Here is a 24,881-nt window from a genome sequence, read left to right as displayed (position 1 = left end):
ATGTTTTAGAAAAAACGGCTATGCCAACTATCGATAGCCGGGACTTCCCATGATTCATTATATTCCTGAATATTGTTAATTAAATTATTAAAAACAATAGTATTTTCAGTGACTGCTTTATCTTTTACCATTTTTTTAAAATCTATTAATGGCTTGTGCGCAATGTGCTCTCCTAGTTTAAAAGTCACATTCATTTTGTCCAATAGATCAACATTGTATTTCTTTTCTAATGATTGGATAAATTCAACAGATGAATCTATAGAGCAACCAGTAGCAGTTTGAACATCTTGATCAACGGCTAGTATAATAAATCTATTGTATTTTAACTGATACGAAGAAACCAAACTCGTCCCATGTGCAGCCCAATTTTCTAGAAATACCTGTAAATCAGTTTCTATTTCGGAAAATTCAGCATCCGAAAATTTTCTATTCGATTGGTAGATCCAAATTTTAGATTCTTCCGGTAAATTTTCAAATGGTACGTACATTTTTTTTTATTTTTAAATTTCGAATTTTCGATTTCAACTCTAAAGTTCTATAAATCTTGAGCATTTGCAATTAATTCTGCAATGTCCATCACTTTTACATCTCCTTCTTTTTCTTTATTTTTAATACCATCCGTCAACATAGTATTACAAAACGGGCATCCAGCAGCAATTATTTCTGGTTTTGTGTCTAATGCGTCTTCTGTTCTTTCAATATTAATTTCTTTGTCTCCTGGCTCTGCATCTTTAAACATTTGAGCTCCTCCAGCACCGCAGCACAATCCATTTGCACGAGAACGTTTCATCTCTACTAATTCAGCATCCAGTTTTTGAATCAGCTCTCTAGGAGCTTCATATACATTATTGGCTCTTCCTAAATAGCATGGATCGTGAAAAGTAATTCGTTTTCCTTTGAATTGCCCACCTTCTATTGTCAGTCTTCCGTCATCTAATAATGATTTCAAGAATTCAGTGTGATGCACTACCTCGTACTTCCCACCCAATTCTGGATATTCATTTTTTAAAGTATTAAAACAATGCGGACAAGCCGTCACTATTTTCTTGGCTTCATACGCATTCAAAACTTCTATGTTCATCATCGCTTGCATTTGGAACAAGAACTCATTTCCTGCTCTTTTTGCGGGATCACCAGTACAACTCTCTTCGGTACCAAGTACGGCGAAAGGAACGTTTGCACGATTCAAAATTCGTACAAATGCCTTTGTTATTTTTTTTGCTCTATCATCAAAACTTCCTGCACAACCTACCCAAAACAACACTTCAGGTTGTTTTCCTTGGGCAAGCATTTCCGCCATTGTTGGCACTATTAAATTCTCTGACATTTTATATTTTTTTATTCAGCTAGCTAACTAACTAGTTATTTGAAAAGCGATTAAACGAATAACCACCTAAACTTTACAAAATTAATTTTCGTTTTTCCAGTTCAATCTATCCTGTTGATTGTATTGCCATGGTGCTCCATTATTTTCTATATTGGTCATCATCGCATTTATAGGCATTGGTGCAGCACTTTGCTCCATAACTAGGTAACGACGCATATCCATAATAATAGATAAAGGACTAATATTTACAGGGCATTCTTCAACACATGCATTACAAGATGTACAAGCCCAAAGTTCCTCTGCAGTAATGTAATCATTCAATAATGTTTTGTTATCTGGAATAAAAACACCTTTATTAGCATCAATATTCCTTCCTACTTCTTCCATTCTGTCTCTAGTATCCATCATAATCTTACGAGGAGATAGTTTTTTACCTGTTATATTTGCAGGGCAAGATGAAGTACAACGACCACACTCTGTACAGGTGTAAGCATTTAATAATTGTACCCAATTTAAATCCTGAATATCGCTTGCTCCAAACTTAGCGGGAACTTCACCCTCTGCCGGAGCTGGCGCTGCTGCAAATGGATCAGCATTAGGATCCATCATCATTTTTACTTCTTTAGTCACTGCTTCTAAATTATTAAACTGTCCCTGTGGATTTAAGTCAGCAAAATAGGTGTTAGGAAAAGCCAACAAAATGTGTAAGTGTTTTGAAAAATACAAATAGTTCATAAAAATTAAAATACCTACAATATGCAACCACCAGAACACTTCAAAAAGTAGCATCACTAACTCATTTGACATTCCGTTAAATAACGGTTCGATGAATTGGCTAATAGGAAAAGAACCTGCCACTATAAAATGAGAAAAGCCTCCAGGTACATTTTGCAAATGCAAATCAGATGCATTCATCAATAAAAACAATGTCATTAAGACCACTTCAAAATAAAGGATATAATTAGCATCATTTTTAGGGAATCCTGTTAAATCCTTATTTATGAATCGTTTTAATTTTATAACATTTCTTCTAATCCAGAAAACACCAACTGCTATCAACACTAAAACTGCCAATATTTCAAATGATGCAATTAAAACATCATACAAAGAACCCAAAAAGCCAAAAACTCGGTGTGTCCCAAATAAACCGTCAATAATAATTTCTAACAATTCTATATTGATAATTATAAAACCTAAATAAACCACAATATGAAGTGCTCCGGCTATGGGTCTTTTCACCATTTTTGACTGTCCTAATGCAATCATGGCCATGTTTTTCCATCGCGCACTGGGATTATCTTTTCGATCTATCTCGATACCTAGATTGATGTTTCTTCTTATCTTTTTTATGTTTACAAAAAAATAGCCAAACCCGATAATTAATAATAGGGCAAATAAAATATTGTCTAAGTAGCTCATAATTACTAGTTTTTTTCTTTTGAGATAGTGTCGGTTACAGGGGCTTTATACGGTTTGTTTTTCTTTCCAAAAAGAGAAACATTTACATATCTTGTAGGATAGAGTCTAACATCTTGCAGCAATAGCTCTAATTCTTTTGAAGTTTTTGACAAGTTGGTATAAAATGCATCGTCATTCAACAATTTACCCATTGTACCTTTTCCAGATTCTAATCCTTTCATGATACCATTCACTTTCGCCAAGGTACTGTTTAGATTTCTCACTGTTTTGCCTAAATCAGCTTTATTTAAAGAATCTGAAATTTTAGAAAAATCAACAGATATTTTATTAAAATTAGTTACGACACCTTTTATCTGAGTTTTATTTTCATCAAGAATAGTATTCATACTCAACGAAGCTTTATGAAACTGTTCCATTGTTTTGCTTAATTCAGCTAAACTATTTCTTAAATCCTCTTGTGCCTTCTTATCTAAGACATTATTAACCCCAGTAATTAGAACGTCGGCGTTAACCATAATCTTATCTAATTTTTCTTGAAGCGGAACTAGTTTCTCTCCAACTTTATCAGTAAGTCCCAATCGAATTGCCCCTTTAAGTTTTTCACCGCTTAATGCAATCGACTTGTCTTTAAAATTAGGCTCTATAGCAATTTGCTTTCCAGCAATAAAACCAGGCTCATAAATCGTAGCGATACTTGATCTTGAAATAGGGAAATCAGATTTAATTTGTAGTTCTACTAACAAATTACCTGTGTTTTCATTAATAGTGATTTTGGCCACTCTACCTATTTCCAAACCATTTAGTGTAATGGGTGCAGAGGAAGTCAATCCTTCTACTGTTTCGTATTCGACATATAATGTTTTGTAACTATTTAAAAGATCTCGACCTTTTAAGAAGCTATATCCCCAAATAAATAATAATATCGATGCAATTACTAAAACTGCAGTTTTAATTTCTCGTGTTAATTTCAAAATGTAAGTATTTTGTACAAATTTAATATAAAATAATTGAAATTCTTATTATTTAATCGCTTCTTGTATGCTTATCTTCTTTCCGTTTTTAAAAGCTATCAAAAAAGCAGAACTATACCCTTTTGCCTTAGCTTCTTGCAACAGATTTTTTGATTCATTATAATCAGACGTTTCACCGTACATATATTTATAGACATTATTATCATAGTCCACAGATATATAATTTAAACCTTTAAAATTTCTGGGTTGTAAATCCATTTTTTTTCCACTTGCAGAAATTTGTACTTTGAAAAGAATCTGAGTATTATCTTGTTTTGGAGCTACTTTTCTATTGTCTACAGATTCTGTAACTGATTTTGTTTTAATCGGAGTTTCATTATCCTTAGCTGAACTTTCACTATTCCTTTGTGAAGGCTTAGGTTCAGTAGTTTCTGCTCCACCTGTCCCGTAATATTCATTTTTATAACTAATTATTGCATTCGCGATAGCGTTGGCAATTTCATTCTGGCCTTCTTCTGAGTCTAATCGATTTCCTTCATCAAAATTAGATATAAAACCCATTTCTACTAAAACTCTAGGCATATATGCTTTATGCAGCACCATAAAAGGAGCTTGTTTTACGCCTCCACCACGAATTCTCTTTCCTAAGCCTTCAAATTCATTTTCGATTTTACTAGCCAACGAAATGCTATTATCCAGATATTCTTCTTGCATCAATGTCATTCCGATCATGGTTTCTGGAGAATTAGGATCAAAACCTTCATATTTTCTTTTGTAATCTTTCTCTAAAGTAATAACAGAGTTCTCTTTTTTAGCCGCTTCTAGATTTGAAGCAATTTTATTCATACCCATTACATAGGTTTCCGTCCCATCTGCATCAGTATTTCTATTAGCATTACAGTGAATTGATACAAAAATATTAGCATCGGCTCTATTCGCAATATTGGCTCTTTCGACTAAATCAACAAAAATATCCGTCTTTTTTGTATAGATGACATCAACTTTAGGGTTACTTTCCAAGATCTTACCCACTTTAAGTACAACCGCCAAAGCGATATTTTTTTCCACATGCCCATTATACACAGCTCCAAAATCATGCCCGCCGTGCCCTGCATCTAAGGTCACCTTAAAGTTAGTATTTTGACCAAAAGAAAGGCTACTAACCAAAAAGGAAAGAAATAATAACACTTTAAACACATTATCATTATTACTATTTTTCAATTTCAAAATTTATTTATTTTTTACAAATTTAATTATTCTTCTTATCAACATCAAAATTATTAAGACAAGACTTTAATCTTAATTAGAGGTAACTACAAAAGCATCTGGATATCCAACCATCTGAGCTTCTAATTTCATTTTTTTTACTTCTTGAATAGTAGATGCTGCTCCATACATGTACCTATATATTTCATTATCAAATGTACTTGTTATATTGTTTAATCCTTTGAAATTACTGGGTATTAACGGTATGTTTTTAGAACTTGCTAAAAGTTGCACTTTATAAATAGTATCACTACTTGAAGTCGTAATAGCACTTACTGTACTTGCAGTATTATTCTTGACTTTGCTATTCACAATCGATCCTGCCCCGAAATATTTTTTCTTGTATTCAACTATTGCTTTTGCTATTTGCAATGCCATTTGGTCTTGTCCTTCTTCTGAATTTAAAAACTGTCCTTCTTCTCTATTTGATAAAAACCCAAGTTCAATTAAAACACTAGGCATATAGACCGCATCTAAAACCCAAAGCGGTTGCTGCTTGATACCTCTAGAGTTTCTTTTTAAATTATGTGTGAAATTATCTTGAATCTCAGTAGCTAAAATGATACTGTTATTTAAATTCTCTTCTTGTAAAATCGTCAATCCAATCAAGGATTCTGGTTTATTTGGATCAAAACCCTGATAAGTATCTTTAAAATTATCTTCTAATAGAATTACAGAATTTTCCTTTTTTGCTACCTCTAGGTTTAAATCACTTCGGGACAACCCCATTACAAAAGTTTCGGTCCCGTAGGGCTGGAAACTTTTTACTGAGTTACAATGAATAGACACAAATATATTAGCATTCGCTTTATTAGCAATTTTCGGTCTATTAGCCAATTCAATAAAAACATCAGTGGTTCTAGTATAAACAACTTTAAAATCGGCTACTTTTTCTAAAAAATCACCCACTTTAAGCGTAGTTTTAAGCGCAATGTCTTTTTCAGTATAGCCATGATACGAATTTCCTGGATCTTTACCGCCATGACCCGCATCAAGTATTACTGTGAAATTTTGATCATTTTGAGAAAACACAGCAGTATGGGTAAACACTATAAAAATCGCTATCAAAAAAATATAATAATTGAATTTCATATGTTAAAGTTAATTTTATTGGAACACTAGTACTTAATTTTTTTATTTGATTATTTTTGCCAAAAAATAATCAGTAAGTTTGACACTTCAAAAAACAAGCCATAATTTTACAAAAATAGCATTTAAACCTTTGCAGACAAACTTATTTAATATCGTTTTAATATCCTTTTTCCTGACAATGGGAGGTGCCAACTTGTATTCTCAAGATATATCAAAAAAAACAACCGCTATTACCGTTAAAAAACAAGCCGAAAAATCTTCTTCAGTAATTGATAAAAAGAGTATTTCCATTTCAGATTTAAAGAAAGAAACGGATACTATTACTAAGAAAGACACGATTAAACCTAAAAAAGCATTTCTTGACGGGAAGGTTAGATATAAGGCTGAGCAATATGCCAAGATTGATCAAAAGAAAAAGCTGATTACTTTATACGATCAAGCTGAACTTTATTATCAAGATGTTGAATTAAAGGCAGGAATAATTGTTTTGGATTATGAAAAGAACGAGGTTTATGCCGGTAGAATTAAAGATTCTACTGGAAAATATACACAATACCCTAACTTCAAACAAGCTGGAAACGTTGTGGAGCCGGATTCTATTCGCTTCAATTTCAAGACGCAAAAAGCATTGATTTGGAACTCAAGAACAGAGCAAGGTGAATTTAAAGTAAAAGCACAAATTACGAAAAAAGAAAATGATTCTGTATACTTTTTAAAAGGAGCTCGATTTACCACATCTAAGAATGTAGACAATCCTGAATATTATTTTCAAACTAGTAAAGTTAAATTCATCCCAGGAAAAAAAGTAATAACCGGTTTGACTAATATGGTAATTGCAGATGTACCCACACCGATAGCTTTGCCGTTTGCTTATTTCCCAATGACCAAGGAAACGAATATATCAGGAATTATTTTACCGAGTTATAATGATTCAAATACCAGAGGTTTCTCCTTGCAAAACGGGGGCTACTATTTTGCCTTAAACGACCATTATGATTTAACAGTTTTAGGTGATTATTATACCAATGGAAGTTACGGAATGCGTTTTGAATCTTCTTATGCCCAACGATATAAATTTAGAGGAAATATCAATGTTCGATTTGAAAATTTAATTTCTAGCGAAAGAGGCTATCCAGACTATTCTAAACAAAAAATTTATAATATCCAATGGTCGCATTCTAGAGATACAAAAGCAAACCCTAATTCTAGTTTTTCAGCATCTGTGAATCTAGGAAGTAGTAAATATTTCAAGCAATCGATAAATTTGGCTAATATTGGTTCGAATCTTAATAATACTTTAAGTTCCTCTATTTCTTATTCAAAAACATTCCAGTCCGTACCACAAGTAAGAATGTCTTTGTCAGCAACCCATTCGCAAAATACGCAAACTGAATCGATTAATATGACCTTACCTACGCTTCAGCTTAGTGTGGATCGAATCTATCCTTTTGTTGGAAAAGACGGTATTAAAAAAGGTTTTTTCAAAAATATAAATTTACAATATAATTTAAACGGTCGAAACACAATTACTACAACTGATTCGCTTTTTTTTAAACCGCAAATGTTTAGAGATGCCAAGTTGGGGGTGCAACATAGCATCCCGTTAAGTACTAATTTTAAATTGTTTAAATATTTTAGTGCTTCGACCTCTCTAAATTATGAAGAAGTCTGGTATGCAAAAACAATTGAAAGAAGCTACAATACAGAACAAAGTGCAGTTGTCGATAAGATTGTAAGCGGTTTTGATGCCTTTAGAACGTATTCCTTTTCATCAAGTGTTGGGACCACAATTTATGGTACTTTCAACTTTGGCGAAGACAAAAAAATAAAATCGATCCGACACGTCATGAGACCTTCTGTTTCTTATGGATATACACCAAGTTTCGAAAAATACTATGATACTTACGCCTCTGATGCCTCCGGAACCATTACCAAGCAATATTCTCGATTTGAAGGCGGAATCTTTGGCGCACCAGGAATAAGCAACTCTAATACGCTTGGATTCGACTTAAGCAATACCTTTGAGGCAAAAGTAACCGATAAAGACAGTACTAAAGTAGAAGCTAAAAAAATAATGCTACTCAATAATTTAAATTTGTCAACAAGTTACAATTTAGATGCTGATGGAGTAACGGCACTCGCTTGGTCGCCCGTTCGTGTCAGTGGCGGAACACAATTATTTAGAGATAAGATGAATGTCAACTTTGGTGCTACATTAGATCCTTACGCCATTGATAATTCTGGGAACCGAATTTCAATGTATAATATTAATAACGGGGGTAGCTTGTTTAGAATGACAAGTGCTAATATGACTTTTAATTATTCCTTATCCAGTAAAGACAAAGACGAAGCTAAAAAAGATAAAAACGAACAAAGTCAAAGAAATGGTGGTCGTGAGGATGATCTTTTTGGTGCCAACACTGTTTTAAATGATACTCGTAAAAGTCAGTTTGACGGTGCTGAAGAGGAAGGAGACGATAAAATTTCAGAATTCTTTAGTTCGAAATTACCTTGGGATATGACTTTCGCCTATTCTCTAACCTATGGAAACAATAACCGAGAGAAAAAAATTATTGGAAATTCTATCATGATATCAGCTAATACTGACTTGACACCAAAATGGAAAGCTGGAATATCTACCGGTTATGATTTTGTACAAAACGGAGTTACCTTTACACAACTGCGGTTTGAGCGTGATTTGTTGAGCTGGAGAATGGATTTTAATTGGACTCCTTTTGGAACAAATGCCAACTGGGGGTTCTTTATTGGAATTAAATCAGGGGTATTAAGCGACATTAAGTGGGATAAACGAAGTACAAATACATTACGTTAAACTAGGCAATCATTACTACTTTTTACTTAAATAACTCATTAGAAAAGACAGAAAAACATTTTTATGAAAAAGATAATTTTTACCGAAAAAGCTCCATCACCAATAGGACCCTATAGTCAAGCTGTGCTAAAAGGAGATACACTTTATGCTTCTGGGCAAATTGCGATTAACCCTGCGACAGGAGAGTTAGTATTAGACACTATTGAAGCAGAAACGGAACAAGTAATGCAAAATATGAAAGCGGTACTACAAGCTGCAGGAATGACTTTTGAAAATATCGTTAAAACAACAATATTTATAATGGATATGAATGATTTTGGAAAAATAAATACCATTTACGGTTCTTATTTCAATGAAAAAACCGCTCCAGCCCGTGAAACAGTTCAAGTGGCCTGCTTGCCAAAAAATGTAAATGTTGAAATTTCTATGATTGCAATACTATATAATAAAAAAATCCAAAAATAAAATTCCAATATTAGATATTGGAATTTTATTTTTGGAACTTCCTTATTTATTTGCAATATGATAGGCTATCAGTCCATCTATAGGTCTTCTAAGCACATTACCTAATTGCAATTCATATTTATCAAATGTCTGTTGTAACTCCTCTTTTAAATAGAAAGCAATAGAACCTACAAAATGTACTGGTACTTCTTTGCAATTATCATATTGTTTAATGTAGTTTTTTACAAAAGACTTCATTCCTTTAAAGATAATCTTCCTGCAGAACTCTGTTTCTTTATGTTGAATTAAAAACTTTGCAAAAGTGGCTAAATAAGCATTGGGATTGTCTTCTTTATATAACTTACTTTTAATAAAATCTGGATCTACATTATATTCTTTCGCAAATTCAACTGCCAATTCTTTTGGCATCTTATTAAAATAATACTTTCTTAGTAATTCTTTCCCAAAAACATTTCCACTACAATCATCCATAATAATGTATCCTAGTGACTGTACTTTTTGATGCAATTCTTTACCATCAAAATAACTACAATTAGAACCTGTTCCTAGAATAGAAACAATTGCCTTTTCACCTTTAGGGGTAGTTGCATAAACCGCGGCATAAGTATCTTCTTCAACCGAAACAATTGCATTAGTAAAATAACTTTGAAAAGCTTGTGATAGCGTCAATTTCATCTTATCTGTTCCACAACCTGCTCCATAAAAAAACAAATGCGTAGCCGTTTTTTTACTTTGAACAATATCAAAACGGTCATTTAAACGTTCAATAATTTGTTCGTTTTGAAGAATTTCAGGATTTAATCCCAATGTTTGCGTGGTAAACAATACTTTTCCATCATCGTCTATTGCAATCCAATCGGCTTTTGTAGAACCACTATCAACTAATAATCTCATTTCTTTTGGTTTTTGGTTATCTCCTCTTTCTTCTAAATCTAATAAAGATTTGGTTTACTATTATTAATCTATAAAAATAAAAAAAATCCCGTTTAAAAATTAAAAACGGGATTTCATCAAATGCATTACTATTTTAATCCTGCAATATGAACTGATAAATCAATCAATTTGCTAGAATACCCATATTCATTATCGTACCAAGATATAATTTTAAAGAAAGTAGAATTTAACCCAATTCCAGCATTTGCATCAACAATAGAAGTTCTTGAGTCTGACACGAAATCTTGAGAAACTACAAGATCTTCTGTGTAACCCATTACTCCTTTCATAGTAGTTTCTGAAGCTAGTTTCAAAACCGCCATTACCTCTTCGTATGAAGTTTCTTTTGCAACTTTTACTGTTAAATCAACTACAGAAACATCGGTAGTAGGAACGCGGAAAGCCATACCAGTAAGTTTTCCGTTTAATTCAGGAATTACTTTTCCAACAGCTTTTGCAGCTCCAGTTGAAGAAGGGATTATATTACAAGATGCAGCACGACCACCTCTCCAGTCTTTTTTAGATGGTCCATCAGTTGTCATCTGAGTTGAAGTAGTAGCATGAACAGTAGTCATTAAAGCTTCAACTATTCCAAAATTATCATTAATAACTTTAGCCAACGGAGCTAGACAGTTTGTTGTACAAGAAGCATTAGAAACAACTAAGTCAGAAGCTTTAGCACTTTCGTGATTTACTCCCATAACAAACATTGGCGCATCAGCAGACGGTGCAGAAATAATTACTTTCTTAGCTCCACCAATGATGTGTGCATTTGCAGTTTCTTTAGTTGTAAAGAATCCAGTACATTCAGCAACAACATCTACATCAACTTCGTTCCATTTCAAATTTGCTGGTTCTCTTTCAGCTGTAATTCTGATATTTTTATCGTTTACAAAAAGTTTTCCGTCTATCACTTCAACTTTCCCAGCAAAACGTCCGTGAACTGAATCGTATTTTAATAAGTATGCTAACTGATCTACGTCTAATAAATCGTTTATTGCTACAACTTCTACATTATCTCTGTTAAATGATTCTCTAAAAACAATTCTTCCAATTCTTCCAAAACCGTTTATTCCTAATTTTACTTTTGACATCTTAATTAATTTTTTTGTTTATTTTTCTGTAACTTTCATTTTAAAGTCTAATTTCCTCACAATAAACTTCATTCTTTTATTTATGTCGACATAATATCAGAGACTCTAAGTAACTCTCTGTCTATTTCTGTCTTTCCTTTTATGGCTTGTTCCAATGGCGTTAGCGTAACAGTATCATTTTGTAATCCAACCATATAATTTGATTTTCCTTCCAATAGTGATTCTACCGCTTTTACCCCTAATCTACTGGCTAGAACCCTATCAAAACAAGATGGCGAACCACCACGCTGCATATGGCCTAAAACAGAAACTCTTACATCATATTCAGGTAGATTTGCTTCAACGTAATCTTTTAATTCGAATACATTTTTACCAATTTTATCCCCTTCTGCAATCACAACGATACTAGATGATTTCCCTGAAGCTTTACTTTTTTGCAAAGATTCCAATAATCGGTCTAATCCTAAATTTTCTTCTGGAATAAGAATTTCCTCTGCTCCTGCTCCAATACCAGCATTCAAAGCAATATGTCCTGCATCTCTTCCCATAACTTCCACAAAAAACAATCTGTTATGTGAACTTGCAGTATCTCTAATTTTATCTATTACTTCCACTACTGTATTCAAAGCAGTGTCATAACCTAATGTATGACTAGTACCGAATATGTCGTTATCAATAGTTCCTGGAATACCCATCACTGGAAAATCAAACTCGGCATTAAATATCATTCCTCCTGTAAAGGTTCCATCTCCACCAATTACTACTAAAGCATCTATTCCAGCTTTTACAAGATGGTCATGTGCTTTTTTTCTTCCTTCTGGAGTTTTGAATTCAAGAGAACGAGCTGATTTTAAAACTGTTCCTCCTTTATTTACTATGTTATTCACACTACGAGCTCCCATTTCTTTGAAGTCCCCTTCAATCATTCCTTGATACCCTCTATAAATTCCTATACATTCTATATTATGATAAGCACAAGTTCGAACAACTGATCGAATCGCAGCATTCATTCCAGGTGAATCTCCACCCGACGTAAGAACACCGACTTTTTTTATTGTTTTTGGCATTATTTAAGTATTAAAGCGTAAATTTAACAAACAAAACGCACTTTTTACGTTATGTTTTTATTAAATTAGTCAACTATACTAAATTCAAACGTTTTCGTTAATAAGTTTTCGAAAAACTATAAAAAACGCTGGTTTTTTTAATAAAAGTTAAATTATTTAAATATTATTTGCTGATTAACTATTATTTAGCGGAAATAGTGGCTTTATAATCATAAACAGAAAACGGCTCTAAAACATTTCTAATGCATTTTTTTAGATATAAATTTCGTCTTAAATCTCAACGTTTTAGTTTAGTATCTTGAAAGCCTGTACTGCTAAAAACTTGCTATATGTTATACAGCTTCTCACAGATTATGATCTGTTAAGCAATTTAATCAATGACTAAAAGGGGTTTAAAAGACGAAGCAAACATCTTGAATAGCTTTGTTTTAAGTCTTATTGTGACTGATAAAAATACAGTACTACATTTTTTTTTCGTTTATAACATGTCTAAAGAAACAGGAGTTCTCAATAGTACCTGTCTGATAGGACAAGCAAAAACATAACTATCTTAAAATTTAAATAAGATGCAGCGTCCAAAAGGACAACCTATATTACATTGGTAGCGAAGGAAAAAATAGATTTGTTTGACGATAGTAATATATTAGAATATCCCTAATCCTCCTCGGGAATAGTTGCTTCTATACTTTTCTTTGGAGTTTCAGTTTTAGGACTCTTGGGTTTAGAAAAATTAATATATTCAGGAGCCAAATTAGAATCCTGATATTCTAGAGTATTAGTGTTTTCAACTCCTAACTTATGGTTTTTAAATATCTTATTAACTAATTCTCTAAATGTATCAAAATCGACTTCATAAGTCACCCCCACTCCTTGAGTATATCCAATACCTTGTCCAATATAATTAATATCATTTTCTCGATTAAACAAACGCAAATTAAGAGTTCCGTCCTCATTTACTCTGTATTGAATTTCTAAATCCCCTACTATCGCCGACTCATTAATCCCTCCGAATGGCACACCTACTTTTCCATTAATTGTGATTCTTTCATTTACTTTTGATGAAATCGTTGCGACAAATCTTCCGTCAGTTTCCTTCCCAATTCTTCGGTCTGCAGAAATGTAATTAAGTCCCACTTTGAACTTTTCATTATCAGACTTTATGATACCACCCAATAAACTTGATGCCGTTTCAAACAAACTTCCCGAAAAATCAGATTGACTTACTCCCTCAGGACTTAAAAATCCCCCTGTTGACAATAAATAAAGTGCTTGCGTTTGTCTAACGTCTTTATCATTTAATTTGTATTGAATCTCTGATTTTAACACACTACTAACTGTAGGAAATTCAATATTGAAATCAGGTTCTGGACTGGCTAAATCCCCGCGAATCCCGATAACTACCTCTACCGGAACTTTTCTATTAAATGAGGAATTCTCTAATAATACCGCTGGATTTGCAATCGTCTTATAAACGGCTTCCAGATTCAGTTGCGCTTTCATTGGATTACCTTCCCAAGAAATAGATCCACCTTTCTTAACATCGAATTTCTTGTCTATTAACCCACCATATTTAAAATTATAAGAACCTTCATATGCCTGAAAATCTCCCCACATATTGAATTTTCCTAAAGTATTGATCTTAAAAAGCAAGGATCCAAAACCCTTTCCTTTTATTCCATGTCCTGAATTCCGATCTAAAATTACTTCCACTTCTGCATCATCTGTAATATCAAGATCAAACTCTAATTCCAGTCCCTTATATTTCCTAGTATCCTCAGCGATTCCCATCTGGATGTTGTACTTCTCCTTGGCTGTTAAAAAATGGACAAAAGAATTATCACTGACACTTTCTGCATAATTAATCGGAATTTTGATCTCAGTACCCTTCTCTGATTTTGCTTCTACTTTAATGAATAAACCATTCGTCGGCCCTTTTATGGTCGCATTACCATCAATAAATGCAGTGCCGTAATACGCTGCATCCTCTTTATCTACAGTATTTAGAACAAGAAATCTTTTAGTATTTACCGCCAAATCTAGTCTCCAATCTCCAAAATTATTATGCTCGATACTCCCGTTTAAAGTTCCCTTTGTTCCAAATTTAGAATCAGTCAAAGCATTATTCCTAAATAAGAATTTTTGACCAACCAGATCGACTATCGATCTGTCATTTAGTTCATAGTCTACATTCAAATAAGGAATTGTCAGACCCGTCTTTTCAACATACAAACGTCCATTAATTGCAGGTTTTTTCAAATTACCTTGAATCGTAGCGTTTCCACTAACTAGTCCTCTTATATTTGAAATTACATCTCCTCCTAGTGAACTTAAAATTCCTAAATCAAATTCAGCAAATTTCAGTCTCATGTCAAGCACTGTTTCATTGTCTATAATTTGGAAATTCCCAAACGCATTAAACGATTCAAAATTTTCATTTTCTAAATAAGAATTTATTGTAAATTTTTCCAAATTTTGATCTCCCTCGATATCAAATTTTAAATCACCTAAATCCGTTTTATTTATATTTAAATGGTCAACAATCAATGAAGCTGTGGGCTTATAAACAGCGTTATTTTGTTTAAAAATAATATCTCCATTTATATTTCCCTGAAACACGAATTTATCGTCTTCCGGTGTGATCTTATAGAGATCAACATCTTTAAAACTTAGTTTTAAATCCTTGTTTGTATTGTCCTTTATAGTTCCTTTTAATGATATAGCTTGTTCTTCATGCGATAAAATAATATCGTCTATCTTAAAGTTTTTAAAAGACTTGTCAAAAACAATTTGGTTATTAGGAGTTTCATCTTCATTTAAAAACCACAGATAATCCTTAAATTTCATTTCGGACTTACTTAATCCTACAACATTATCGTTGTCCTTATTAATGGTGTGGTATAAATTCAGATTAAAATAATCTTCTCCTTTTGGTCCGCCTTTAAATTCTGACCTAAAGAATAGTGTGTCTTTCATTGTTACATTGATAAGACTAAAATCGCGAATTTTATAATGTTTAGTTTTTATACTATCTAGTTCAATATAGGCATTATAAAGCGGATTTTTATTGTCAATCGATACTCTGATATTATCAAACGTATTTTTTGAAGCGATGATTTGTGGTGAATTAAATTTTAGTTTAAATTCTTGCGTATCTGATTTGATATTTCCTTTTACAACGGTATTAGACCCAATAGCAATTTCAGGATACAACAATTCGATAATTTTATTGTGAATCGTAAAGTCAAACTTCAAGAACTGTCCTTTACTAACTTTGTTGGGCTTGAAATTAGTATACAAACTCCCCAAAGAATTCTTAACTAAATTCCCGAGTTCGCTAAATTGAAATTTCCCCACAATTTCACCTTCAATAATATCAGGCGAGTTTACGGTAATTGTACGAACTCGTTCTGCATCAAAACTAGAGCTGATATTAAAATCATCAAATTTATAGATGTCTTTTCCATTTTGATATGAAGTCTCTTTTATGTAGACGTTTCCTTGTAAATTTTCAATTGAATTTCCAGTAACCTGAACAACTACATCTCCTTTAAATACAGAAGTCGAATCTTTAACAAATTTCAGCTTGTTTAAATCTGCATTTTCAACATTAATATGAAAATCATATTTATTTTCTTTATTGGTTAAATCTAATAAACCATCAAAGTTCATACTCAGATTTGGGTCGTTTATCGAAATCCGACCTTTATAATTAGGCGCTTTAAAGTTACCGTTAACTACTAAATTAGTATAGGTATAATTATTAAAATCTATTTTAGAGACATCCCCTTTTAACGCTGTGTTTAGATATTTTTCAGTAAAACCTTTACCATCTACGTCAATGTTCATTGTGATTTTCCCCAAATCTTTTCGGTCAAGCAAAGTTCCTAAATCAAAATCTTCCAAAACAACATTACCCATATAAGAAGCTTTGTCAATAAAATCAATGCTTTTCATACTGAAGAATGATTCTACTTTCCCTAAATCTGAGACCATGGTAAAATCAGCATCGATAGCAGTCACGCTTAACTGTGAATTACCTACTAAAGTGAACCTCCCTAATTTTTTTAGTTCTGCTGGTAATTTCTTCCCCAAAACATTTGGAAGTATTGTTACCAAATTATCATAACTACTTATAATCCTGGCAAACTGTCCATCCATATAAAATTTCTGATTAGCGTCGCCAAATAGATTTTTAAATAGTATTGAACCATCAATCCGAGTATCCTTTGAATCAGCTAAATTTAGATTTCTGATGTTCAACTTATTTAAGGGCCCTTTTATATCAGCATTTATTTTAAAAAATTGGTTTTTACCTAATTCATTATAAAAATGTCTAATATCGTTAGTGGCAATTTGAGATGGTTTGATTTTAACATCAAAGTTCACTTTGTCAGTAAAATGTGAAAAATCACCGGGTTTGTAATTTAAAATTACATTAGCCTTAAATTTTGATTCTTTAGTAGTCAAATCAAGGTTACCAAATTGGATTTTCTTTTTAGAATAAGTAAAGTTAGAACTCATATTTGCAACATACAAACCACGATGATCCAGAAAAGACATTTTAACTATGTTGGTCTTTAAATCAGGACCATAAAGTAAAAATTCACTAAGCGTAGTGTTTAGTTTTGTGAAATTAACATCAACTGGATTTGTTTTATTTTCATCGGTTACACTAAAATGAGCATCGGTAACATAGGCGTTATCAACTTTTAATAAAAATTTTCTTGTGGAGGGCTTACCACTTTCGAAGGCATTTATAAACTGATCTAAATTAGTTTGCTCTTCATTTTTGTATAATTTAATTTTAAATAACAAACCATCAAGTCTTACATCTCCAAAAATCAAATCGCCATCAAGAATTTTTTTCCCTTCAAGTATATTAGTGTTTACAATTTTAGAGAAAATCAAAGTGTCTTTATGATGATCCAATATCACAACATTTTTGAATTTCACACCTCCAAATACCGACAAACGCACCGCGTCAATTGAAATATTTGTTCCAAAGTCTTTATTAATGCTATTTGTAAAATGCTGCGCAATTTTTGTCTGTACAAAGGGTATCGAAAGTGCAATACCTAGCAACAGCAAAAGCACAACTAGTCCCAAAATGAAGCGGAAAAATATTTTAATGAATTTTTTGATACCTATTGTTGTTTTATTTTTAACCTAAAATATTATTTTGCCCACGGAAAGAGCGGCACCTTTAATAAAAATTCTTTAATTTTGGCTGCGCCGTAAAATTATAAAAAATAAAATCGGTTTGTAAATATAATTCAAAAATTTGTGCCTTTTTATGCAAAATTCCAAGGTTTTCATTCTTGCTATCGAAAGTTCCTGTGATGACACGGCAGCGGCCGTTTTACATAACGACAAAGTACTGTCAAATGTTGTTGCAAATCAACTAATTCACGCCCAATATGGTGGCGTCGTACCAGAATTAGCTTCGCGCGCGCACCAACAGAACATTGTTCCAGTAATAGATGCGGCACTTCGTCAAGCAAACATTAGCAAAGAACAATTGTCAGCAATAGCATTTACTCAAGGTCCTGGATTAATGGGATCACTTCTTGTAGGGAGTTCTTTTGCCAAATCAATGGCTTTAGCCTTAGGAATTCCGCTTGTATCAGTAAATCACATGCACGCTCATATTCTAGCGCATTTTATAGATGAAGAAGGATTTGAAAAACCTAACTTCCCGTTTTTGGCTTTGACCATTAGTGGCGGACATACTCAAATTGTACAAGTGAATGACTTTTTTGACATGACAATTATTGGTGAAACTACAGACGATGCTGTAGGTGAGGCCTTTGATAAAAGTGCAAAAATATTGGGCCTCCCTTATCCCGGCGGTCCTTTGGTTGATAAGCTCGCTCAACTAGGAAATCCGAAGGCATTTGCCTTTACCAAACCTAAAGTTCCTGGATTGAACTTTAGTTTTTCAGGTTTAAAAACAGCCATATTATATTTTGTACAAAAGAAAAAATTAGAGAATCCCGACTTTATTGCTGAAAACATAAATGATATTTGCGCCTCCATACAATATACAATTGTCGAAATCTTACTGGATAAATTAAAATTAGCTGTAAAAGAAACCGGAATTAATCAAATCGCCATAGGCGGTGGTGTATCTGCTAATTCTGGAATTAGAACAGCCATCAAAGATACAGAACAAAAATACGGTTGGAAAACCTTTGTTCCAAAATTTGAATATACTACCGATAATGCTGCAATGATTGGAATTGTGGGTTATCAAAAATTTTTATCACAACAATTTGAAACTGCTGCAGTAGTTTCTAAAGCACGAATACAATTCTAAATTATGCAATTATTTTATAACCCAAATATAGACGCAACTACTGAAACCTTTTCTTTTGACAAAGAAGAAAGTAAACACATTATAAAAGTATTACGAAAAAAAGATACCGATATATTATTTGTAACGAATGGTGAAGGTTATTTATTCGAAACTGAAATCACCCTGGCTTCTGACAGTAAATGTACGGTAAAAATTATTTCTTTCGAAAAAAAACCAAAATCAAAATACCATTTGCACCTAGCCGTTGCTCCTACAAAAATGAATGACCGCTACGAATGGTTTCTTGAGAAAGCGACTGAAATAGGAATTCATGAAATTACACCTATTATATGCGACCGCTCTGAACGAAAAGTGATCAATAATGAAAGATTTGACAAAATCATATTGACCGCTATGAAACAATCTAACGCGTTATATCTTCCTAAATTAAATGAAGCTATTTCTTTGAAAGAGTTTCTAAAACATAAAAATGACGGCCTGCAGTTAATAGCGCACTGTGAGGATACAGATAAAAAAACATTAAAATCGGTTTTAAAACCAAATGAAAGCATCACTATACTGATAGGTCCTGAAGGTGATTTTTCTGAAAAGGAAATCACAATGGCAATTGATAGTCAATATGTTCCTGTATCTTTAGGAAATACGAGGTTAAGAACAGAAACTGCTGCGATGGTTGCCTGTCATAGTATTGCCTTTTTTAATGAAGAATAAAATTTTGGATAAGGTTTAATTACCAAAGCATTTGCGGCAATTAGTAAATTACTGATGACTAAAAACAATACATAGTAGCATATGAAAAGAATATATATATTTTTGCTGTTGATCTCAATCTCCGCCTTTTCTCAAGAAATTGCTTTAGTAAAATATAATGGAGGTGGTGATTGGTACGCTAATCCCACTTCGTTACCTAACCTTATTAAATACTGCAATGCTACTATTAACACAACCATAAAACTAAAACCAGCAACCGTAGAACCAGGCAGCCCTGATTTATTTTCTTATCCTTTCATTCATATGACTGGACACGGAAATGTTGCTTTCAGTGATGCTGAAGTTAGTAATCTAAATAAATATATGAGCGCCGGCGGTTTTCTCCATATTGATGATAATTATGGAATGGATCAATACATTAGAAAAGAAATAAGAAAAATATTTCCAAATAATGCACTTATAGAAATACCTTCCAATCACATTATTTTTCAAAAGCCCTATCTCTTTTCTAATGGATTACCTAAAATCCATGAACACGAAGGGAAACGTCCCCAGGCATACGGTATTTTTGTAGAAAATAGACTGGTACTCCTTTATACTTTCGAATGTGATTTAGGTGATGGATGGGAAGATCCCGAGGTTCATAACGATCCAGTAGCTATCCGTGAAAAGGCATTAAAAATGGGTGCAAACATTATAAGCTACATTTTTAATAATTAAAACATTTACATAACTACGTAAAAAAAACAATTTCATAAGAAACTCTTTCTTCGTAGATCCTAATTAAAAATCTATTTATTTCACAAATTTTTTTCACTTTCCACAAGAAAAGAGAATGGAACTGCAAAGAATTTTACTTTTCATCTATTAAGTGACAAACATAATATAGTTACGTCGTTATTTCTCTTCGCTAAAAACACTCTAATTAACCTATTTAAAAAAATAAAGAGAAGTAATTTTAAGAAAAAAAATAAAAATGTAATCTTTATCATTCAATTTTATTTTTTTATTTGTCGGTAATTTCACTCCAAACCGCGCCAAATAAGACCTCTTAAATTATTGCTAATTTATTTTTTACAAATATTTTTTTTTATAAATCTTTTTGTTATAAAATTGCGGTATAATTAACAAAAAACATATTTAATTAACAAAACCTACACTTATTATGAAAAAAATTCTTTTATCAGCAATGGCACTTATGTTGCTTTTTTCTTGTCAAAATGATCAAACAGAATCAAGCGCACCAACAACCAATGCTATTGCTACTCGTGGCTGTGCTTCACAAGAAGTGCTTGCTGCCCAGCTAGCCGCTGACCCAACTTTGGCACTAAAAATGAACAAAATTGAAGATTTCACTCAAAATGCGATATTATCAGGTCGACTTGTAAATGGGAAAGTTCAAATCCCTGTTGTTGTAAACGTGTTGTACAGAACTTCAGCTGAAAACATTAGTACAGCTCAAATTCAATCTCAAATTGACGTATTAAACGAAGACTTCAATGCAACAAATTCAGATTATGGAAGCGTACCATCATTATTCTCTGGAGTAAAAGCAAATGTTGGGATTACTTTTGTTTTACAAAACGTAGTTAGAAAATCAACAACTACAACCTCATTTTCTACAAATGATGCTATGAAAACTTCTAGCAAAGGTATCGCACCTACTACACCTACAACGGTATTGAACATGTGGTCATGTAATTTAGGAGGTGGTATTCTTGGATATGCACAATTCCCTGGAGGAGCTTCTGCTACTGACGGAGTTGTAATAGACAATAATGCATTTGGTCGTACTGGTACAGTTTCTGGCGTTTACAACTTAGGAAGAACAGCTACACACGAAGTGGGTCACTGGATGAACTTGCGTCATATTTGGGGAGATGCTACATGTGGAAGCGATTTAGTTTCTGACACACCGACGCACAATGACGCTAATTACGGCGTACCGGCATACCCTCATTATTCTACTTGTACTGGAACCCCAGTAGAAATGACAATGAACTATATGGATTACACAGACGATAGAGGTATGTATATGTTTACTGCAGGACAAAAATCTAGAGCGGCAGCACTTTTTGTTTCTGGTGGTGCAAGAGCTTCTTTCGGAATCTAAATTGCAACAAAATAAAAATAGTAAAACTCGCTACTTGTTAGCGAGTTTTTTTTTAAAATAAAATACATTTCCGCACTCAATCATAGTAAATTGAATAAAAAAGGCCTCGATAAAAAGCAAAAAAACGTAAGTACTTCTTAAACAAAACATTATATTTCAAGTATTAAGTTGCTATTACAATTAAATATTTCTTTTTAGTATTATTAAAAAAACAGGAAACAACTCCGATTAAAACAGCATATTAACTTTTGTAACGTATAAATTTTCTCTTTTTTTATCCCAATATATGTCTCTTATGAGATTATAAAGTAAATGAAACTCAATAGGTGATTAATTATTTCTTATTTTGATGATCTTATTTCCTATATAATAAAAGCAATTTTAGCAAAAATTGATTACAGAAATGAAAGCTATATCCTATTTTTTTAATTTTTTGTTTAAGAGTGAATTTACTGTAAAGCGCGTCAAATAAGGGTTCTTAAATTATTGTTAATTTATTTTTTAAATTTATTTTTTTTATAAATAATAATGTTATAAAATTGCGACATAATTAACCAAAAACATATTTAACAAACCAAACCTACTATTATTATGAAAAAACTTATTTTATCCGCAATGACTGTTATGTTGCTTTTTTCTTGTCAAAATGATCAAACAGAATCAGGTACCCCGGCAACAAATGCAATTGCTCATCGTGGTTGTGCTTCACAAGAAGTGCTTGCTGCTCAATTAGCAGCAGATCCCACTTTAGCAATAAGAATGAATCAAATTGAAGCATTTACTCAAAAGGCAATGTTAACAGGTCGTTTAGTGAACGGAAAAGTTGAAATCCCAGTTGTTGTAAATGTTTTATACAAAACAGCAGCTGAAAACATCTCCGATGCTCAAATACAATCTCAAATTGATGTATTAAATGAAGATTTTACTGGAACTAACGCTGACTTCGGAAGTGTTCCTGCTTTATTCTCTGGAGTAAAAGCAAATGTTGGAATTACATTTGTACTACAAAACATAGTAAGAAAATCAACAAGAACAACTTCATTTTCTACTAATGATGCGATGAAAACAGCAAACAAAGGAATTGCACCAACTACACCTACCACGGTATTGAACATGTGGTCTTGTAATTTAGGTGGTGGTATTCTTGGATATGCACAATTCCCTGGAGGATCATCTGCAACGGATGGAGTAGTTATGGATAATAATGCATTTGGACGTACTGGTACAGTTTCTGGAGTTTATAACTTAGGAAGAACTGCTACACACGAAGTAGGTCACTGGATGAACTTACGCCACATTTGGGGTGATGCTACATGTGGAAGCGATTTAGTTTCAGATACTCCTACACATGACACTGCAAACTATGGTGTTCCAGCTTATCCTCATTATAGTACTTGTACTGGTACTCCAGTAGAAATGACAATGAACTATATGGATTACACAGACGACAGAGGAATGTATATGTTTACTAACGGACAAAAAGCAAGAATGGATGCCATATTTGTTTCTGGTGGTGCAAGAGCAGGTTTCGGAATCTAAATCTAAATTTAAAAAAATAAGAATACTAAAACTCGCTACTTGTTAGCGAGTTTTTTTTTACTAAATATCCAATTAGATTAATAGACTGGGTTTACTATCTCGTACGCCTATTAATTTCCAACATAGTATAACGCTATAGTACTGAATTCTTCCTTTCTAAAAAAAAACCTATACATCTATTTTTACATTTGTTCGAATATTTGAAAAAAAAAGCCTCAACTACTTTTTCAACACTACTATTAATACTTAGCAAATAGAACTAAAATCCAGTCACTCAAAAATTATATTATATGAAGTCAGCATTACAAATAGTTCAAACTGCAATATAATCGATAAATTTATTGTATAAAAACCTCCATCCAACAGGAAATCAATTTAAGTCTTCAACACAAGATCAACTTTTAAGTTTAAAAGCATAGAAAAAAGATAGTTAGTATAATGATGCTATTTCTAAAAAAAGATACTAAACTGCTTAAATACAGTTATTTAAAAAAAATAATAGCACGATTTAAATATTAAATAATAGTAGTAACTAGTTGCAATTGAAATTAGAAGGATTTTCAAAAAAGAGAATTTATATTAGGTTGATTTCACAAAACAAACCTCCTTAAAACCACAATTTTTAACAAAAAATTATATTTTCATTGTCAATAATTTGTTTTTTTAAATAAATTGTTATAAAATTGTTATATTATTAACCGAAACCAATTTTTTATAACAACTTTATTATGAAGAAAATTATTTTATCCGCCGCGGCATTCCTGATGCTTTTTTCGTGTCAAAATGACCAAACAGAATCTGCAAATTCGACAACAAATGCAATTGCCCAGCGTGGTTGTGCATCTCAGGAAGTATTAGCCGCCCAATTAGCTGCTGACCCTACATTGGCAATTCGAATGAACCAAATTGAAGCCTTTACTCAAAATGCGATGTTAACAGGTCGTTTAGTGAATGGTAAAGTTGAAATTCCTGTTGTAGTAAACGTACTATACCGAACTGCTGAAGAAAACATTTCCGATGCACAGATTCAATCTCAAATTGATGTTTTAAATGATGATTTCAATGCTGGAAATTCTGATTACAATTCAGTACCTGCATTATTCTCTGGAGATAAAGCAAATGTTGGAATCAGCTTTGTTCTAGAAACTGTCAATAGAAAATCAACTAAAAAATCTTCTTGGGGAACAAGAGACACAATGAAAAATGGAAAAAGAGGTGGTATTGATGCAACTTCTCCTGACACTAAATTAAATATGTGGGTTTGTACTATCGGTGGAGGTATCCTAGGATATGCACAATTTCCTGGAGGAAAAAGCTCTACTGATGGTGTTGCAATCGACTCTAAATATTTTGGTCTTTCCGGATCTACTAATGCACCTTACAATTTAGGAAGAACTGCTACTCATGAAGTGGGACACTGGTTGAACCTACGTCACATATGGGGAGATGCAAATTGTGGAAGCGATTTAGTTTCTGACACTCCTACTCACGATTCTGCAAACTATGGCGTACCAGCTTACCCACATTACAGTACTTGTTCTGGAACTCCAGTAGAAATGACTATGAACTATATGGATTATACTGACGATCCAGGTATGTATATGTTTACAAATGGACAAAAATCAAGAATGGATGCCATATTTGTTTCAGGTGGTGCAAGAGCAGCTTTCGGAATCTAACCCTTACTAAAAATAAGAATACTAAAACTCGCTACTTGTTAGCGAGTTTTTTTTAT

Annotated in this window: 18 protein-coding genes; 8 read left to right on the top strand and 10 right to left on the bottom strand. The window is 32.7% G+C overall.

Annotated features, from left to right (window positions below):
* Positions 1–5 precede the first annotated feature (5 nt).
* The 6 genes from AC4PRO_RS05070 to AC4PRO_RS05045 form a co-directional block, all read right to left on the bottom strand.
* Positions 6–488, bottom strand: a complete 483-nt coding sequence (locus tag AC4PRO_RS05070) for an ABC transporter ATPase (protein WP_492116549.1) — start codon at positions 486–488, stop codon at positions 6–8.
* 47 nt (positions 489–535) lie between these two features.
* A complete protein-coding gene (locus AC4PRO_RS05065) occupies positions 536–1,327 on the bottom strand; it encodes a (Fe-S)-binding protein (protein WP_074722395.1) in 792 nt (263 codons plus the stop codon).
* 81 nt (positions 1,328–1,408) lie between these two features.
* Positions 1,409–2,746, bottom strand: coding sequence for a 4Fe-4S dicluster domain-containing protein (locus AC4PRO_RS05060; protein ID WP_492116548.1), 1,338 nt, complete (start codon positions 2,744–2,746; stop codon positions 1,409–1,411).
* 5 nt (positions 2,747–2,751) lie between these two features.
* Positions 2,752–3,717, bottom strand: a complete 966-nt coding sequence (locus tag AC4PRO_RS05055) for an MlaD family protein (protein ID WP_492116547.1) — start codon at positions 3,715–3,717, stop codon at positions 2,752–2,754.
* Positions 3,718–3,765: 48 nt separating this feature from the next.
* On the bottom strand, positions 3,766–4,938 hold the full coding sequence (locus AC4PRO_RS05050; RefSeq protein WP_492116546.1) for an N-acetylmuramoyl-L-alanine amidase family protein: 1,173 nt from the start codon (positions 4,936–4,938) through the stop codon (positions 3,766–3,768).
* Positions 4,939–5,016: 78 nt separating this feature from the next.
* Positions 5,017–6,075 (bottom strand): N-acetylmuramoyl-L-alanine amidase family protein, encoded by a 1,059-nt coding sequence (locus AC4PRO_RS05045; RefSeq protein ID WP_492116545.1) that lies wholly within the window; start codon positions 6,073–6,075, stop codon positions 5,017–5,019.
* A 79-nt stretch (positions 6,076–6,154) separates the two neighbouring features.
* Here AC4PRO_RS05045 and AC4PRO_RS05040 point away from each other — a divergent pair, with 79 nt between their 5' ends.
* Together AC4PRO_RS05040 and AC4PRO_RS05035 are read left to right on the top strand one after the other, a co-directional pair.
* Positions 6,155–8,908 carry a putative LPS assembly protein LptD gene (locus tag AC4PRO_RS05040; RefSeq protein WP_492116544.1) on the top strand — a complete coding sequence of 918 codons (2,754 nt, stop codon included), beginning with the start codon at positions 6,155–6,157 and terminating at the stop codon, positions 8,906–8,908.
* A 63-nt stretch (positions 8,909–8,971) separates the two neighbouring features.
* Complete coding sequence (locus AC4PRO_RS05035; RefSeq protein WP_492116543.1) at positions 8,972–9,373, top strand: RidA family protein; 402 nt, start codon at positions 8,972–8,974, stop codon at positions 9,371–9,373.
* Positions 9,374–9,415: 42 nt separating this feature from the next.
* Here AC4PRO_RS05035 and AC4PRO_RS05030 read toward each other — a convergent pair whose 3' ends face one another.
* The 4 genes from AC4PRO_RS05030 to AC4PRO_RS05015 all read right to left on the bottom strand — a co-directional run bounded on the left by AC4PRO_RS05030 (position 9,416) and on the right by AC4PRO_RS05015 (position 17,573).
* Positions 9,416–10,267, bottom strand: coding sequence for an N-acetylglucosamine kinase (locus AC4PRO_RS05030; RefSeq protein WP_074722407.1), 852 nt, complete (start codon positions 10,265–10,267; stop codon positions 9,416–9,418).
* A gap of 128 nt (positions 10,268–10,395) precedes the next feature.
* Positions 10,396–11,400: a type I glyceraldehyde-3-phosphate dehydrogenase gene (gap, locus tag AC4PRO_RS05025; protein ID WP_492116542.1), complete on the bottom strand. Its 1,005-nt coding sequence runs from the start codon at positions 11,398–11,400 to the stop codon at positions 10,396–10,398.
* 80 nt (positions 11,401–11,480) lie between these two features.
* Positions 11,481–12,467, bottom strand: a complete 987-nt coding sequence (pfkA, locus tag AC4PRO_RS05020; protein ID WP_492116541.1) for a 6-phosphofructokinase — start codon at positions 12,465–12,467, stop codon at positions 11,481–11,483.
* A 654-nt stretch (positions 12,468–13,121) separates the two neighbouring features.
* Positions 13,122–17,573 (bottom strand): translocation/assembly module TamB domain-containing protein, encoded by a 4,452-nt coding sequence (locus tag AC4PRO_RS05015; RefSeq protein WP_492116540.1) that lies wholly within the window; start codon positions 17,571–17,573, stop codon positions 13,122–13,124.
* Positions 17,574–17,760: 187 nt separating this feature from the next.
* Between AC4PRO_RS05015 and tsaD the strand changes: the two genes are divergently transcribed.
* The 6 genes from tsaD to AC4PRO_RS04985 all read left to right on the top strand — a co-directional run bounded on the left by tsaD (position 17,761) and on the right by AC4PRO_RS04985 (position 24,825).
* Positions 17,761–18,783, top strand: coding sequence for a tRNA (adenosine(37)-N6)-threonylcarbamoyltransferase complex transferase subunit TsaD (gene tsaD, locus AC4PRO_RS05010; protein WP_492116539.1), 1,023 nt, complete (start codon positions 17,761–17,763; stop codon positions 18,781–18,783).
* A gap of 3 nt (positions 18,784–18,786) precedes the next feature.
* Complete coding sequence (locus AC4PRO_RS05005) at positions 18,787–19,494, top strand: 16S rRNA (uracil(1498)-N(3))-methyltransferase (protein WP_074722417.1); 708 nt, start codon at positions 18,787–18,789, stop codon at positions 19,492–19,494.
* Between the two features lie 81 nt (positions 19,495–19,575).
* Positions 19,576–20,214 (top strand): DUF4159 domain-containing protein, encoded by a 639-nt coding sequence (locus tag AC4PRO_RS05000; protein ID WP_492116538.1) that lies wholly within the window; start codon positions 19,576–19,578, stop codon positions 20,212–20,214.
* A 445-nt stretch (positions 20,215–20,659) separates the two neighbouring features.
* Positions 20,660–21,607, top strand: a complete 948-nt coding sequence (locus AC4PRO_RS04995) for a zinc metalloprotease (RefSeq protein ID WP_074722421.1) — start codon at positions 20,660–20,662, stop codon at positions 21,605–21,607.
* A gap of 591 nt (positions 21,608–22,198) precedes the next feature.
* On the top strand, positions 22,199–23,146 hold the full coding sequence (locus AC4PRO_RS04990; RefSeq protein WP_492116537.1) for a zinc metalloprotease: 948 nt from the start codon (positions 22,199–22,201) through the stop codon (positions 23,144–23,146).
* Positions 23,147–23,874: 728 nt separating this feature from the next.
* Positions 23,875–24,825 carry a zinc metalloprotease gene (locus tag AC4PRO_RS04985; RefSeq protein WP_074722425.1) on the top strand — a complete coding sequence of 317 codons (951 nt, stop codon included), beginning with the start codon at positions 23,875–23,877 and terminating at the stop codon, positions 24,823–24,825.
* The last annotated feature ends 56 nt before the right edge of the window (positions 24,826–24,881 follow it).

It is taken from the genome of Flavobacterium sp. DW-iso2, from assembly GCF_058725285.1.
Note: the sequence above shows the minus strand (reverse complement) of the source record. Positions and strands in the feature narration are given on the sequence as shown.